Origin of the sequence: Methylacidiphilum kamchatkense Kam1, from assembly GCF_007475525.1 — a bacterium.
GTDB lineage: Bacteria > Verrucomicrobiota > Verrucomicrobiia > Methylacidiphilales > Methylacidiphilaceae > Methylacidiphilum > Methylacidiphilum kamchatkense.
This window is the reverse complement of sequence record NZ_CP037899.1, coordinates 2,001,803-2,016,541: the sequence shown is the minus strand read 5'-3', so window position 1 is coordinate 2,016,541 and position 14,739 is coordinate 2,001,803. Positions and strand designations below refer to the sequence as shown.

At 40.8% G+C, this 14,739-nt stretch carries 12 protein-coding genes and 2 pseudogenes; 13 read left to right on the top strand and 1 reads right to left on the bottom strand.

All coding sequences use genetic code 11. From position 1 onward, the window contains the following. Positions 1-5 precede the first annotated feature (5 nt). From hemA to kam1_RS09250, 6 genes and pseudogenes are all read left to right on the top strand, one after another. The gene (gene hemA, locus kam1_RS09270; protein WP_039720838.1) at positions 6-1,070 is read left to right on the top strand and encodes a glutamyl-tRNA reductase; all 1,065 of its coding nucleotides are present in this window, start codon (positions 6-8) and stop codon (positions 1,068-1,070) included. After that, positions 1,067-1,965 (top strand): annotated as a pseudogene (gene hemC, locus kam1_RS09265) (hydroxymethylbilane synthase). The gene hemA and the pseudogene hemC overlap by 4 nt, the downstream one beginning before the upstream one ends. Positions 1,966-1,987: 22 nt before the next feature. Next, positions 1,988-2,586 (top strand): annotated as a pseudogene (gene cobA / locus kam1_RS11320) (uroporphyrinogen-III C-methyltransferase); the annotation flags it as partial. After that, the gene (locus tag kam1_RS09260) at positions 2,563-3,525 is read left to right on the top strand and encodes a uroporphyrinogen-III synthase (protein WP_391524879.1); all 963 of its coding nucleotides are present in this window, start codon (positions 2,563-2,565) and stop codon (positions 3,523-3,525) included. The pseudogene cobA and the gene kam1_RS09260, both read left to right, overlap by 24 nt. Before the next feature lie 19 nt (positions 3,526-3,544). After that, on the top strand, positions 3,545-3,868 hold the full coding sequence (locus tag kam1_RS09255) for a tetratricopeptide repeat protein (RefSeq protein ID WP_039720841.1): 324 nt from the start codon (positions 3,545-3,547) through the stop codon (positions 3,866-3,868). 98 nt (positions 3,869-3,966) lie between these two features. Then, entirely contained in the window at positions 3,967-4,419 is a 453-nt protein-coding gene (locus kam1_RS09250) for a hypothetical protein (protein ID WP_039720842.1), read from the top strand. Positions 4,420-4,622: 203 nt separating this feature from the next. Here the strand turns inward: kam1_RS09250 and ygfZ are convergent, their stop codons facing one another. Continuing rightward, positions 4,623-5,540 carry a CAF17-like 4Fe-4S cluster assembly/insertion protein YgfZ gene (gene ygfZ, locus kam1_RS09245; RefSeq protein WP_143958412.1) on the bottom strand — a complete coding sequence of 306 codons (918 nt, stop codon included), beginning with the start codon at positions 5,538-5,540 and terminating at the stop codon, positions 4,623-4,625. A gap of 485 nt (positions 5,541-6,025) precedes the next feature. On the opposite strand from ygfZ, the gene kam1_RS09240 reads away from it, so the two are divergent. The 7 genes from kam1_RS09240 to kam1_RS09210 all read left to right on the top strand — a co-directional run bounded on the left by kam1_RS09240 (position 6,026) and on the right by kam1_RS09210 (position 14,312). Beyond that, a complete protein-coding gene (locus kam1_RS09240) occupies positions 6,026-6,523 on the top strand; it encodes a nucleoside deaminase (RefSeq protein ID WP_143958411.1) in 498 nt (165 codons plus the stop codon). A 10-nt stretch (positions 6,524-6,533) separates the two neighbouring features. After that, complete coding sequence (locus kam1_RS09235) at positions 6,534-7,250, top strand: hypothetical protein (protein ID WP_143958410.1); 717 nt, start codon at positions 6,534-6,536, stop codon at positions 7,248-7,250. A 39-nt stretch (positions 7,251-7,289) separates the two neighbouring features. Further along, the gene (mpl, locus tag kam1_RS09230) at positions 7,290-8,723 is read left to right on the top strand and encodes a UDP-N-acetylmuramate:L-alanyl-gamma-D-glutamyl-meso-diaminopimelate ligase (protein ID WP_039720844.1); all 1,434 of its coding nucleotides are present in this window, start codon (positions 7,290-7,292) and stop codon (positions 8,721-8,723) included. Positions 8,724-8,862: 139 nt separating this feature from the next. Continuing rightward, on the top strand, positions 8,863-10,785 hold the full coding sequence (dnaK, locus tag kam1_RS09225; RefSeq protein WP_039720845.1) for a molecular chaperone DnaK: 1,923 nt from the start codon (positions 8,863-8,865) through the stop codon (positions 10,783-10,785). Positions 10,786-10,881: 96 nt separating this feature from the next. Next, complete coding sequence (groES, locus tag kam1_RS09220; RefSeq protein ID WP_009061560.1) at positions 10,882-11,181, top strand: co-chaperone GroES; 300 nt, start codon at positions 10,882-10,884, stop codon at positions 11,179-11,181. A gap of 32 nt (positions 11,182-11,213) precedes the next feature. Continuing rightward, a complete protein-coding gene (gene groL, locus kam1_RS09215) occupies positions 11,214-12,848 on the top strand; it encodes a chaperonin GroEL (RefSeq protein WP_039720846.1) in 1,635 nt (544 codons plus the stop codon). Between the two features lie 612 nt (positions 12,849-13,460). After that, positions 13,461-14,312 (top strand): hypothetical protein, encoded by an 852-nt coding sequence (locus kam1_RS09210; RefSeq protein WP_039721051.1) that lies wholly within the window; start codon positions 13,461-13,463, stop codon positions 14,310-14,312. Positions 14,313-14,739 lie beyond the last annotated feature (427 nt).

Here is a 14,739-nt window from a genome sequence, read left to right as displayed (position 1 = left end):
ACACCATGAAAATTCTCTTCGGGGGCGGGCTTTCTTTTGATACTTCCTCCATTGAATTACGTGAACAGGTAGCATTCCGCAGCGAGGAATATCCTCAGGCGCTCTCCATGATGAAAGCAATGATGCAACTAGAAGAAGCGGTTTTGCTTTCTACCTGCAATCGAGTGGAATTTTTTGCGGTCAGTAAAGATCCTGATCAGGCTTCAAAAAGTTGGAGTGAATTTCTAAAAGTATACCATAAAAAGCAACTACCATTTGAATTATATTCTCATTTTTACAAGGGCAAAAATTGCATTGAGCATCTTTTTGAACTTGCCAGTGGTTTAAAATCAATGGTTGTGGGGGAGACCGAAATTTTAGGCCAACTAAAGGAAGCGTATCTGATTGCAAAGGAGCAGGGTATGGCTGGTAAGTATTTAAACAAGCTATTCCAGTCTGGCTTTGCCGCAGCTAAAGCCGTACGATCTGCGACATGGATCACACGGGGGAGCATTTCGGTGAGTGCTGTGGCTGTTGATTTAGCTGAAAAACTTTTTGGGAGGCTCTCTGGTTGTTCTATAATGATTGTTGGTGCCGGAGCCGTCAGTGAGGCTACTGCCAAGGCTCTTCAAAAAAAAGGGGGTAATATTATTCTAGTAGCCAATCGCACTTTTGAGAAGGCGCTCTCTATAAGCCAAGAGATAAAAGCCGAAGCCATTCCTTGGTCTGAGTTTCCAAATCGAATATCCAGAGTGGATATACTGATTAGCTCTACGGCCGCTCCCCATTATGTAATTACTAGAGAGAAACTGGCCCCCCTGATGGGGATGCGTGGGGGCAGGCCACTTTTCCTCATAGATCTTGCTGTTCCTAGGGATATTGATCCGGCAGTTCAAGATTTGGATGGAGTCTATTGTTATAACATTGATGATTTGCAGTCGATTGCTGACCAGAATCTAAAAGATCGTCTGGCCGAGGTAGATAAATGCAAAAATCTTATAGCGCCGCATATCGAAAGGTATTATCAATGGATGATAGGATCATTAAATGCTACAGAATCAGGTTTTATTAGAAATTTCAGGATCGCGTGAACTTACTTGTTATTGGAACACGGGGAAGCCCCCTAGCTTTAATTCAAACTCAGAGTATTATTGACCGTCTGAAGAAGGAATACCCCGATCTAGAGATAAAGACAAAAATAATAAAGACGACAGGTGATCAATTGTGTGACTATGAGCATTTAGAAGCAATCCAGCAAAGAGGAATTTTTACAAAGGAAATAGAAAAAAATTACTCGAAGCTGAAATTGATCTGGCTGTTCATAGCCTCAAAGATTTGCCTGTGGAAATGCCCCAAGGGTTGGAGATTGCGGCCATACCACCAAGGGAAGATCCAAGAGATTGCTGGGTAAGCCTTCATTATCCGCATCCTGATGGTCTTGAACCTGGGGCCATCGTGGCTGTAGGTAGTCCCAGGAGGGCGAATCAACTCTTAAGAAAGAGGCCAGATCTACGAGTGGTTCCCATTCGAGGCAATGTCGAAACACGGTTAAAAAAGCTTAGAGAAAATAAAGAATGGATGGGAACCATTTTAGCGATGGCAGGAATAAAAAGGCTTGGGATAGATTTATCTTCTTTTTTTTGCACTCCCCTCGGACTGGATTGGATGCTGGCTGCTCCAGGTCAGGGAGCCTTAGCTTTGGAAATACGACAGGGAGATAAGAGGGCGTGGGATCTTGTCCAATGCCTCAATGATTTTCCTTCGGCTTGTGAAGTGTGTGCTGAAAGATCCTTTCTTTATGAACTTGGAGGGGGGTGTAGAACGGCTGTGGGGGCCATGGCAAAGGTAGAAGGATCTAAGTTAGTCCTCTATGGGATATGGTGGCCTCAAGGCAGCCTGCGACCAAAAGAGGGGAAAGTTGTTGGCCAAATTCGGGAAGCTAAAAAGATAGGACAAGAGTTAGCCTATTTGTTGAAAAAACTGTAGTTCGGATTGGGAAAAGCACAAAATGAAGGATAAAAAGATTGGAACGGTTTTTCTTGTTGGCGCCGGCCCTGGTGACCCATTGCTTTTAACACTCAAGGCCAAAGAGCTCATAGAGAAAGCGGATTTTATATTCTATGACTATCTCTGTAATCCAGAAATTTTAGATTGGGCTTCCAATCATTGTAGAAAAGTTTATGTCGGGAAAATTGCCGGCAAAGCGGCTTATTCACAAAGGGAAATAGAACAGTTGCTTATCTCTAAAGCGGCTGAGGGAAAGAATGTCGTCCGATTAAAAGGGGGGATCCTCTTTTGTTTGGTCGTGGAGGAGAAGAAGCGGAAGCTTTGAAGCAAGCTGGAATTCCTTTTGAAATAGTCCCAGGGGTAAGTTCCGCTTTAGCTGTCCCTGCGTATGCTGGAATCCCTTTAACCCATAGGAATTATGCTTCGGTACTGACTATTGTCACGGGTCACGAAGATCCAGCTAAGAAATCTTCGGCTATAGGATGGGAGACGGTAGCCAAATTAAAGGGAACAAAGGTCATATTAATGGGGGTGGAGCGAATCGGGGCAATAGTCAGTAGCCTGATAGAGGCTGGCATGGATCCTAAGACGCCGCTAGCTGTTATTTCGTGGGGAACTTTTCCTTATCAAAAGGTGGTAGAATCTACCCTAGGGGACATATTGACAGGAACACATGCTTCATTTGCTCCGCCTGCTATCATTGTCATTGGAGAGGTGGTTCGGCTTAGAAAAGAGTTGCAGTGGTTTGAAAATAAGCCCCTTTATGGGCAAAGAGTGGTAGTGACAAGAACCAAAGAAGCTTGCTCAAGACTAGCAAAGCGATTGATTGAACTTGGAGCTGAAGTCTTGGAAATTCCGACAATTAGAATTGTCCCTCAGCCATTGGATGCTAAGCAGAAAAAAATATTAGAAAATATTGATGCCTTTTATGATTGGCTTCTCTTTACGAGTCCAACAGCAGTAGACATATTTTTTGATCAATTCCTTCGGCTTACTAATGATATTCGACAACTCGGAAAAGTAAAACTGGGAGCGATTGGAAAGGCAACCGCGCGAGCCATCGCCTCTTTCCATCTTCATGTGGATGTGATCCCAGAAAAATTTACTTCCATGAGCTTGGGGGAATGTTTTTATCAAAGGCGCATAGAGGGGTTACGGTTTTTACTGCCGCGAAGCTCTTTAGCCGATGATAGCCTAGCCAATATGTTACAAACACAGGGAGCCAGTGTCGATCAATGGTCTTTATATGCTATTGAACCCGAAACCGAGGACGTCCGTGGGCACAGAGAGAGATTTAAACATATTGGGGCCCATTGGATTCTATTTGCTAGCGCCAGTTCAGTTAGATATTGGCATCAACTGAACCTCCAATGCCATGATACCTCTCTAATACCTAAAGTTGTAAGCATAGGACCTCTCACAACAAAGGCCTTAAAAGATTTTCAACAAGAAGTGTATGTCGAATCAAAAGAACATAGTATTGATGGGCTAATTGAGACTCTTCTTCAAGTTGTCAAACAAAATAGAGTTGATGACTAACAGTTTATACCTATAGCTTATGGAACCAAAAATAGAATTTTATGAACTTGGTAATGAAGCTCTCGCTGTGGGAGACTTAGAAAAGGCTAAATTTTATTATACAAAAAGTGTAGAGACTGATCCTTCATATTTCGAAGGATGGCAAGCTTTGGCAATGGCCTATTATAAATTAGGGGAATACGAAAAATCAATTGAAGCTAATAAAAAGGCTCTTGAAATACGGCCGGAGGATTCTATGGTTTGGACGAGTCTTTCCTTAGCCTATATGAGGTTAGGGAATAAGATAGAAGCAGAAAAAGCTTCTTTTAAAGCGAGAATTTTTTCATGGAAAAAATCTTCCTAAGGATTTTATATAAAAGTATTTGATAAAAATGAGAAACATCATAAAATAATGTTGTTATACTTAATTAAATAAAGAAATTTAAAGTAAATAACAATTATATGAAACTCAAACATCTTACGAGTGCTGAAGTAAAAGAACTAGCCAAGCTCGTACAGGAAAAAGAAGAACTTCAGGAAAAGGTTTCTGAAATTGAACGCAAGATACAAACTCTTTGGAAAGTAGGGATAAAAGTTCCCAAGAAAAGAATCGAGAAAACACGAGTATCAGTAAAAAGAAGGGGACCAGAAAAAGGGAGTATTCCAGGACATCTTAAAAACTCGATACTGGAGGCTTTAAGAAAAGCTGGGAACGAGGGATTGACTGTAAAAGAACTTTCTGAAAAGCTTGGAGTAAAGATAAATAATCTTTACAGTTGGTTTTATACAACCGGGAAGAAAACGCCCGGACTTATAAAAATAGGTAAAAGCAAATATAGAATAGAAGAATCTACTGTCGAGCCTGAGGCAATGGAAAAATCTGAAAAAGACGAAAAAATTAAAAACCAAAAGTAAAAATATTTCCCATTTTAGTTTTTTGATTCCCTCTCTCTCTGTTTTATTTTTTTTTTTGTTTGGTCTTGACCTAGGTTCACAGCAAACTTGGAAAGGGATAAGGCACTATATGCATTTCCAAAAAACTATGTACAGAAGAAGCAATGGAAGGAAAGGTGTTCTTTCTTTCTGAGGAAATAGGCGTTGCTTTATATTAAGATGGGCTAAAAAGGGTTGAAGAAGCTTTTTAAGAAAAACAAGCCCCTATCCAATGGGGGTGGGGCTTTTAAGATCTTTAAATAACAATCATTAGAAGTGCGCAATACATTTCCTTCTTTTCTGAATTCTTTTCTAAGGAATCCCAAAGCAACCGGTTTCTCATAGCCAAAGGAATAACAACTAGAAGTTAGCCGGCCAACGGCTTGATTTTGGTCGAATAACGGCGCGCATTGGGGAACATTGTCATCAAGGCAAAGGAAAAGAGTTAAAAGATGGTTCACTTGTCCTAAGTGATGGATCCTAGAAATAATTTCTTGGCCAACATAACAACCTTTTGTAAAGCTGATTGCTTCTTTGTTAAGAAAAGCTTCCAAAGCTATAATATTCGCCGTTAGCTCAGAGCCCCATCTAGGAATCATCGCTTCGAGTCGTAAACTTTCCAATATCTTGGGAGGTATTTCCATACAACTGAAATTTTCAATTCCAGTTTGCGTCCATATGTCCCATCCAGGAATACCAAATCTTTTGTTAAAAAAACACAATTCGAAGCCTTTTGGTGACTCTAGACCAAAATAATGATAGAGTCTATAGGAGTTATCTAGCTGTTCGATCGAAACTTTGTCTGCGACAAGAAAACTTGTTAATCGCTTCTCCGTACTCTCTTTGATCTCTTTTGGCGCATCGATATAAAATGCCTCTTGCTGATTGGCTATCCATAGTTCGCAATCGATCCTTCCTTTTCTATTAAGTGCTGCCGTGTGTAAAGATTGTCCTACAGGTAGAGAAGAAAGATCAGCTGGGATTTGTCCATTTAAATATTTTGTCCTGTCTTTGCCATAAACCTTCCAAAGACTCTGATCCCTTAAAGAACACCATCCAGGCTGTCCTTGGACTAATTTTTCATAAATACTTTTCTCGTTCATGGCTAGACACTTCAATGAATAGGTTCAAAAGAGTCGCTGCTTGTTTGCCTTCATCTGCTGATCTATTGCAAGCAATAAACTTTTCTGAACAAAAGAAGAGTAATTTTTTTAATTTAAATAACTAAATGTTATGCGTCAATCTTTGAGCCAATAAAATAAGCGGCATGCCGCATGCTTTTGGGACAGATAAGGGGAAAGTCGAGGTAATAGCTGTCCTTAGGTTCAAGGTTTTGTAGAGGACTACGGGCAAAGAATAAATAGAAAAGTGCCAAATATCGTTGTCAATACTAATAAAAAATATTAATTAATAGGGTGGGTCCTCCTGCTTTGCTCGTAAAGGAGATAGTTCTATACTTCTGTCAGAAAGAACTAATAGAAAGGATTTGAAGGCGGCTAATTCCTGTAGATTGCGTGCAGGAGCTAACACATAGTATTCTTATGCTAAGAAGAATATATCAAGTCCGACTCTACTCTAGCTTATAGCCATGAAAACTGATCAGTTAGAAGTTGATAATTATTTCATGGGAAAAGCCTTAGAGCAGGCTATAGAAGCTTTTGAAAAGGGGGAAGTTCCAATTGGAGCAGTAATTGTGCGGGATCAAAAGATTCTAGGCATGGGACGAAATCGGGTAGAGGAATGCTGTGATGTAACAGCTCATGCCGAAATTGAAGCCATCCGTAATGCGCAGCTTCTTCTTGGAGATTGGAGGCTCACAGCAACGACTATGTATGTCACCAAAGAGCCTTGCTTAATGTGTTATGGCGCTATCCTATTGAGTCGCATTGCAAGAGTGGTATTTGGTATTGAAGACCCTAAAAAAGGAATATTTCAACCTCGCACATTTTTTTTCAATGGGGGAAAAAAATTGGAAATTACTTCTGGAATTAGATCTGAAGAGTCTTTGGAGTTAATGAAAAGGTTTTTTTTTGCTCTAAGAAATAAAAAAAGGGAGTTGCCACTTTGCGATATTGAGATTAGTTAATGTCAATAGCATGGAAGAAAAAACAGTTCATGACACGGGTGAAAAAAATCTACTAAAGGATATCAATTTGCTGTTTCAAAAAAAGTTCCATGAGAATCTCAAGCGAAGCTGCTTGCCGACTTACTCTGTTAAATTAAGATATTGTCCAACCAATGGTATCTTGCCTAAGGAGCTCGTAGAGATTCCAAATACTGACCACCTTCATTTCTTTAATGGCTATGTCCAGAAGGCTATTGGTTATACCATTGAAGATCTGGCCTTGGAAAATGGGGAGGAGGGTGGGGAACTAACTCTTCTTTTAGATGGAACAAAAAATTTTGCGAGTCATAAAAAAAGATATGAACAGTTATCTAAAAAACTGGATCGTATAAGGATATGGAGTATCCATCCGTTAGAAGGCTTGCCTTCTAATATCGATTTGATTCATCCAGTACATCCACGGTTAGCAAAGTATCGGTTTTATTTGTTTAGGAATTTGAAAATTGAGGTGGTATTTGTCTGCAAGCAGCTGAACAGGGCCACTGACATTGGTTCTCAAAAGTTCATTGGTTTTTGCAGTTTTGATCCTTTTATTGTTCATTCATTACGCTGGAAATTTTATCTTCTAAGTTCGGGAATCGATAAAATCGTCAGCCATTGGGAAAAACTTTTTCTCTGGCCCTCTTTTCGGATTCAGGAAATCGAAAATTTTATCAATACTAAATTAAATTCCTATTTTACTGAATAGTCTTGCTTTTTTTCTCATTTAGTGTAGGAATCGGTCTTCATGGCTGCGATAACCCCATTTTTTACTAAAGAGCTTCGGTTCCATTTTTTAGGAATATGTGGAACGGCTATGGGAGCTGTGGCTTCGATGCTCAAAGATATGGGTTATGTCGTAGGAGGATCAGATGAAAATGTTTATCCGCCCCTATCGACCTTTTTGAGCCAGAAAGGAATAGTGGTAGCGGAAGGATACAAAGCAGAAAATCTTCCAAAGGAAGTGGATGGAACCCTAGTTGTTGTTGGAAATTCGATCAAAAGAGGTAATCCAGAACTGGAAGCGGTTTTAGAAAAAAAATACCTTTTTGTGTCTTTGCCTGAAATATTGAGATTTTTCTTTCTTCATGGCAAACAGAATATCATTGTCACTGGAACCCATGGGAAAACCACTACCACTTCCCTACTAGTATGGCTATTTGAATCTGCTTCCCTTAATCCCTCCTTTTTTATTGGAGGTCTTCCTAAAAATTTTGCTTCCGGATGCAGATATACCCAAAGTGACTACTGGATTTTGGAGGGGGATGAATATGATACAGCCTATTTTGATAAAAGGAGTAAGTTTCTCCATTACCTTCCTCAAACAGTTATTATAAATAATATTGAATATGATCATGCAGACATTTTTCCGAGCCTAGAAGATATTTTGCTTTCCTTTAAAAGACTTGTTCATTTGATTCCAAAAACAGGCCATTTAATCATTCCAGAGGACGATCCAGCCATTGCGGAAGTCGCCAAAGGCTCCTTTGCGCCGGTCTATACCGTAGGATTGGGGGAAAAGGCAGACTTTCGGATCAGTGAGATTGCCTACGAAGAGGCAGGTAGTAACTTCAAGATGCTTGGGGAATCATTTTTTTTACCCATGCCTGGGGAATATAACGTTAGGAATGCAGCGATGGCCATTGCAGCAGCCACCCTTTATGGCATAAGACCGGAAGTAATCGCCAAAGCATTGAGGGGATTTCTTGGAGTCAAACGTCGGCTAGAAGTATTGGGGGATGTTTGTGGCATCAAAGTCTTGGATGATTTTGGTCATCATCCAACGGCCATTTGTAAAACAATTCAAGCGATTCGGCAACGTTATCCTGGAAGAAGGATTTGGTCAGTATTTGAGCCTCGGAGTAATACAACTCGAAGAGCTGTTTTTCAAGAAGAGCTGCCCCATTCTCTGTCTTTTGCTGATGGAGTCATCGTTAGTGAGGTAGCTAACAAAGAAGGGATTCCTCCTACCGAAAGACTGAATCCAGAAAAAATTGTTCAGGATATTAATCGCAAAGGCATCCCCTCGTATTTCTGTTCTTCGCCTGAGGATATCCTGGAAAGGCTTCGGAAAGTATTGATTCCAGGAGACGTTGTAGTGTTTTTCAGTAATGGCTCTTTTTATGGTCTTCCTTTTAGATTATTTGAAATGCTAAAAAAATTGAGTGGTGGATCCATTTGACCACTATAGTGGGACAAAATGACGCAATTATGCCCTCCTAAAAAAAAAATATAAAAATCTACTATTCAAATATCTCCTTGTATTCGAATAAGATCTAAATTTATTTTTTTTATGGCATACTTTTTGCTCCAAAAAAAGCATGGCACACGTATTAGGCATCGATTTAGGTACGACGAATTCCTGTATGGCGATAGTGGAGGGCGGCCAACCGGTGGTTTTGGAGAATTCCGAAGGGGCTAGGACAACACCATCAGTGGTGGCGTTTACAAAAAGTGGAGAGAGATTAGTAGGTCAGGCGGCCAAGCGACAGGCGATCACCAATTCTAAAAATACCATATATTCCATAAAGCGGTTTATCGGAAGAAAGTTTAGCGAAGTTCAAGAAGAAATAAAAAGGGTTCCTTATAAGGTCATAGAAGGCAAGAACGGTGATTGTGCGGTAGAAGTAGAAGTGGGAGGGGAACGAAGAATCTATACGCCTCAGGAAATTTCTGCTTTCATATTGATGAAACTGAAAGCGGACGCTGAATCCAAACTTGGAGAAAAAATTACCCAGGCGGTTATCACAGTTCCTGCTTATTTTAACGATAGTCAGCGTCAAGCTACCAAGGCTGCCGGTGAAATTGCTGGATTTGAAGTATTGAGAATTATCAATGAGCCGACGGCAGCTTCTCTTGCCTACGGTCTAGATAAAAAGAAGGACGAGCGGATCGCCGTTTACGATTTAGGTGGAGGGACATTTGATATCTCTATTTTGGAGATTGGGGAGGGAGTTTTCGAAGTTAAGGCGACCAATGGGGATACGCATCTTGGAGGCGACGATTGGGATGCGGCCATAATGGAATGGATTATTCAAGATTTCAAAAAAGAAACAGGTATCGATTTGCATGGTCAACCTGACGCAGTTCAAAGGATCAAAGAAGAGGCTGAGAAAGCCAAAATAGCCTTATCCTCAGCCCTTGAATATGAGATCAATTTGCCCTTTATCACAGCTGATCAAACAGGTCCCAAGCATATTCAAAAGAAATTGACGAGAGCCAAGCTAGAGCAACTGACTGAACATCTTGCTGAAAGAACGGTTCAGCCTGTTCTCAACTGTTTGAAGGATGCAAAATTAACGGCTGCCGACATTGATGAGCTTGTGCTAGTTGGGGGGATGACCAGAATGCCGAAAATTATCGAAACGGCTAGACGGCTTATAGGCAGAGAGCCTCATAAGGGAGTAAATCCTGATGAGGTAGTGGCTGTTGGAGCAGCCATACAAGGAGCAGTGCTAAAGGGACAAGTGAAGGATGTGCTGCTCTTAGATGTTACTCCCTTGACTCTTTCTATTGAAACAGCTGGAGGCATTGCGACTCCTATGATTCCCAGGAATACGACGATTCCTACTCGCAAATCCCAAATATTCAGCACCTTTTCAGACAACCAGCCAAGTGTAGAAATAAGAGTGCTTCAGGGAGAAAGGCCAATGGCTAGAGACAACAAGCTGTTGGGAGTTTTCCATTTGGACGGTATTCCTCCGGCTCCTCGAGGAGTGCCGCAGATTGAGGTTACCTTTGATATTGATGCCAATGGAATTCTTCATGTTTCTGCTAAAGATTTAGGAACGGGCAGAGAGCAAAAAATAACGATTACAGGCTCTAGCGGACTTTCCAAGGAAGAGATCGAAAGGATGACAAAGGAGGCCGAAGCTTATCGAGAACAGGATTTGAAGAATAAGGAGAGAGCTGAGGCGAAGAACAATGCGGATAATGCCGCTTATCAAGCAGAAAAGCTCTTAAGAGAATACGGTGATAAAGTCGATTCAGCTAAGAAGCTGGAGATTGAGAAATGCATTGAGAAAGTTAGAGAAGTTATTAAGGGGGATGACACGGATGCTATCAAGAAAGCTATGGAGGAGCTCAATGAAAAAGTCCAAGCCATTTCAGTAGAAATGTATAGAGCGGCTGCATCCAAGTCTTCTTCGAGTGCTCCTCCGCCACCAAGCTCAGGTGGTGAAAAATCCGATGTAATCGATGCAGAGTTTGAAAAAGTTGACAAGGATAAGCCTCAAGGGTCCTAGTGCGGAAGGCTTGATCTCTATACTGGGAGATAAAATAAATCTTTAGATGAGATCAAAACAATGGTTTTGGAACTAACTTGAAAAAAGGAGGTAAAGATGGTTGAACCTAAAATTCGCCCTTTAGGTGAGCGGGTATTAGTCAAGCTCAACGAAGAAAAGGAAGTAAGAAAAGGAGGAATCATTATCCCGGATACAGCCAAAGAAAAACCCCAGGAAGCAACGGTTATTGCTGTTGGTCCTGGAAAGTTGGATGAAAACGGGAAAAGGATTCCTATAGAGCTAAAAAAAGGAGATAAGGTTCTCATTAGCAAATATGGTGGAACTGAAGTAAAAATCGATGGAGAATCCTTTCAGATTCTTCGCGAAGACGATGTTTTGGCCATCATTGAAGAATAAACAAACGATAAACTATTAAAAGGAGGTAACCAATGGCTGCCAAACAATTGATTTTTGATGAATCTGCTAGGCATTCCCTTTTGCGTGGTATCGAAAAGTTAAGTAAGGCGGTTAAATGCACGTTGGGCCCAGCAGGACGCAACGTTATACTTGATAAGAAATTCGGTTCCCCTACCATCACAAAAGACGGTGTAACTGTTGCCAAAGAGATTGAATTGGAGGACCCATGGGAAAATATGGGTGCTCAATTAGTAAAGGAAGTCGCTTCAAAAACAAGTGACGTTGCAGGGGATGGAACAACAACAGCCACCGTTCTTGCTGAATCGATATACAAGGAAGGGTTGAAAAATGTTACAGCAGGGGCTAATCCAATGGATCTTAAGCGGGGAATTGACAAGGCGGTCCAGGCTGTAGTCAAGCAACTAAAAGAAATATCCCATATTGTTAAAGGAAAAGAAGAGATCAAACAGGTAGCTACGGTATCTGCAAATTGGGATACTTCTATAGGGGAAATCATTTCTGATGCCTTAGATAAGGTAGGAAAAGATGGAACAGTAACTGTCGAAGAAGCCAAACACATTGAAACAACTCTGGAAGTTGTAGAAGGCATGCAATTCGACAGGGGATATATTTCTCCATATTTTGTCACAAACGCTGAAGAGTTAGAAGCGGTATTAGAAAATGCTTATATTCTGATTCATGAGAAAAAGATTTCTAGCCTCAAGGATCTATTGCCACTGCTAGAAAAAATAGCCAAGGCGGGTAAGCCACTGTTGATTATTGCCGAGGATGTGGAAGGTGAGGCTTTAGCTACCCTTGTTGTCAATAAGCTAAGAGGAACTTTGCAGGTTTGTGCTGTCAAAGCTCCTGGATTCGGTGATAGAAGAAAGGCAATGCTTGAAGATATTGCCATATTAACAGGTGGACGCTGCCTCACAGAAGATCTGGGCATAAAGCTTGAAAACGTGCAGCTCGAAGATCTTGGGAGGGCTAAAAGAATCGTCGTGGAAAAGGAAAATACCACGATCATCGAAGGTGCTGGAAGCAGAAGTGAAATTCAGGGAAGAATCAATCAGATCAAGAGGCAGATAGAAGAAACCACTTCGGATTATGATCGTGAGAAGCTCCAAGAAAGACTGGCTAAGCTGGCTGGGGGTGTTGCAGTGATCCAGGTTGGAGCTGCCACGGAAACTGAACTCAAGGAAAAGAAAGCTAGAGTAGAAGATGCTCTCCATGCAACAAGGGCTGCAGTAGAAGAAGGCATCGTCCCAGGTGGTGGCGTTGCTTTGTTGAGATGCCAGAAAGCGATCGAGGAGCTTTCTTTGAAAGGGGATGAGAAAATCGGCGCTGATATTGTGTATAAGGCGCTAGAATATCCTCTGCGAACCCTAGCTTATAACGCTGGATTAGAAGGGAGCGTTATTGTTAATGAAGTGAAAGCTAGAAAAGGGAACGAGGGCTTTGATGTGGCTACACATAAATTTGTAGACATGTTTGAAGCTGGTATCGTCGATCCGACTAAAGTTACCAGAACGGCTCTTGAAAATGCCGCTTCTATTGCTGGCTTACTGCTTACTACGGAGGCGATGGTTACTGAAATTCCTGAAAAGGAAAAGAAACCAGCGGTCCCATCTGCCGGCGGTGGAATGGGTGATATGGAATATTAAGTTAATAGATTCTAAAAACAAGCCAGGACGAAAATCCTGGCTTGTTTTTTTTTGTTATCATAATTCTGTTTTTTTAGGGTAAAAATGGGAATTTTTTTGTTCAAATGAAAAATAATTTCTTGGAAAACTAGTCTCTAAAAATTCTTTTTTGATAAAAATCCAGAAACATAACCACATCGAAGCTGGTAATGCACAAAGGTTGAGAATTGGAAGATCGATTAGCGTGAGGTTGTAAGCGTGGTGCATAGATGTCCTTCCTCTATTGCCTAGGATCAAGGGGTATCGTTTCCAAAACGTATCGCAAATGACTTTTTCGTGAATCCTTTGAGGTAATATTGTTCATGGACATGGGCCAACATTGTCTAGTTACTCTTATAAGCATTAAGGGCCGTTCCGAAACGGCAGAGGATTCTTCCTGAAAAGATCATACGGCTGGCTCTATGGGCTAGTAACACATCTCCTTCAGGGAATGGGGGAATTTCGTTCATCTGGTAAAGTTATAAAGAACAAGTTTGAAGAATAATGCTTTTATTTTTTTTATTACCATATAACTAGAAATAAGAAAATGTCTTTACTCTTTCCATTCAACCGGTGGATTTATGTGGAGGAAAAATGGGTCAATTTTCGTTGGAGTATATGATTCTTAGAACAAGGTTCCTTTTTGGTTTTTACTTTTTTTGGTTTCTCTGTTGGGTCCATGCTCAAGTCGACATGAAAGATATTGAGGAAATTCTTGTAGATAAAGAGCAAACTCTACAAGGAAAGGCTAGAAAAATCTGGGGAAGAGATTTGTTTGTAGGGTTCTTTTCAGGAGGCTTTTGGCCATCTAGAACATCTACTTCGGCTTACTTTTCAACAGGTAGAATGGAACACGCAGAGGGATATACTCAGCCCCATGCAGGATATTTTGGGGGGCTATATTTAGGATACGATTTTAAAGAAGCTGCTATCGGCCTTTTTTCTGACAAAGGGTGGAAAGCAATTCCAGCCATAGCCTTGGTCTTAAACTATGGACAGATAAGTTCTTCTGGTTTCTCTTATAATTCCTTTTCAGCGACTCCATCGTATAACAACGGTACCAATCAGTCTTTTATTCCAGAAATTGCTGGCGTCGTCAATTTTTCTAATGCCACTCGATTTGTTCCTTTCATAGGGCTAACTCTTGGGGTGGCGTTTAATTGGCTTATCGATGAAAGTATTCTTGGACCACATGCGGAGGAACTTCTAGTTCCTGGACAAAGTTCGTTTGCTCTGGCTTTTACCTCCAAATTGATTGGAGGATTGGCTATAAGACTTTTTCCACATTGGGATTTGATCCTAGCCTATACCACTAGGTACATTGCTCCAATGGATTTTACCTTTCAAGGTTCTCCGCAGGCTGGATTTCATACATTAGTTTCTCACTCTGGCTGGTACCAGGATTTTGAAGGATGGGGTGCCATTCAATACAATTTTTGGCCCTAAAGATCAAAGGAAATCAGAGTTGCTAGCTAATGGCATTAATCTGAGAAAAAACTCTTAAAACTCTGCAAACTTGTACATTAGCTAGTGGATGATGGGATTTTTGCCTACCGCTTCAAGAATTGTCCCTAGAGATTTAATCCAATTCACATTGTCTTATGCAGGAGCTTCTACTGTTCCACTGCTTCCCCTTTTTTAATAGACTAGGAAAATAAAGACTAGGAAAATAATCCAGATTCTCATCGTTTATTTCAGATGAGGATACTGGTATAGTAAAACACTATGAAAAGACAAACTATGGTTTCTTTATGGCTGTCCCTTTTTTTATTTGTTGGCGGTTTTTTAATGAACTCCCATGCTCGATCATCCACTGTTTCAAAAATAAATTGTAACTGCGCTGCTAAGTGCGCCCATGCTAAAAACTGTTTTG

Coding starts and splice junctions, on each gene's coding strand:
- kam1_RS09250 (WP_039720842.1), top strand. CDS start 3,967: ATGAAACTCAAACATCTTACGAGTGCTGAAGTAAAAGAACTAGCCAAG.
- hemA (WP_039720838.1), top strand. CDS start 6: ATGAAAATTCTCTTCGGGGGCGGGCTTTCTTTTGATACTTCCTCCATT.
- dnaK (WP_039720845.1), top strand. CDS start 8,863: ATGGCACACGTATTAGGCATCGATTTAGGTACGACGAATTCCTGTATG.
- mpl (WP_039720844.1), top strand. CDS start 7,290: ATGGCTGCGATAACCCCATTTTTTACTAAAGAGCTTCGGTTCCATTTT.
- kam1_RS09260 (WP_391524879.1), top strand. CDS start 2,563: ATGGATCCTAAGACGCCGCTAGCTGTTATTTCGTGGGGAACTTTTCCT.
- groL (WP_039720846.1), top strand. CDS start 11,214: ATGGCTGCCAAACAATTGATTTTTGATGAATCTGCTAGGCATTCCCTT.
- kam1_RS09235 (WP_143958410.1), top strand. CDS start 6,534: ATGGAAGAAAAAACAGTTCATGACACGGGTGAAAAAAATCTACTAAAG.
- kam1_RS09255 (WP_039720841.1), top strand. CDS start 3,545: ATGGAACCAAAAATAGAATTTTATGAACTTGGTAATGAAGCTCTCGCT.
- kam1_RS09210 (WP_039721051.1), top strand. CDS start 13,461: ATGGGTCAATTTTCGTTGGAGTATATGATTCTTAGAACAAGGTTCCTT.
- kam1_RS09240 (WP_143958411.1), top strand. CDS start 6,026: ATGAAAACTGATCAGTTAGAAGTTGATAATTATTTCATGGGAAAAGCC.
- ygfZ (WP_143958412.1), bottom strand. CDS start 5,540: ATGAACGAGAAAAGTATTTATGAAAAATTAGTCCAAGGACAGCCTGGA.
- groES (WP_009061560.1), top strand. CDS start 10,882: ATGGTTGAACCTAAAATTCGCCCTTTAGGTGAGCGGGTATTAGTCAAG.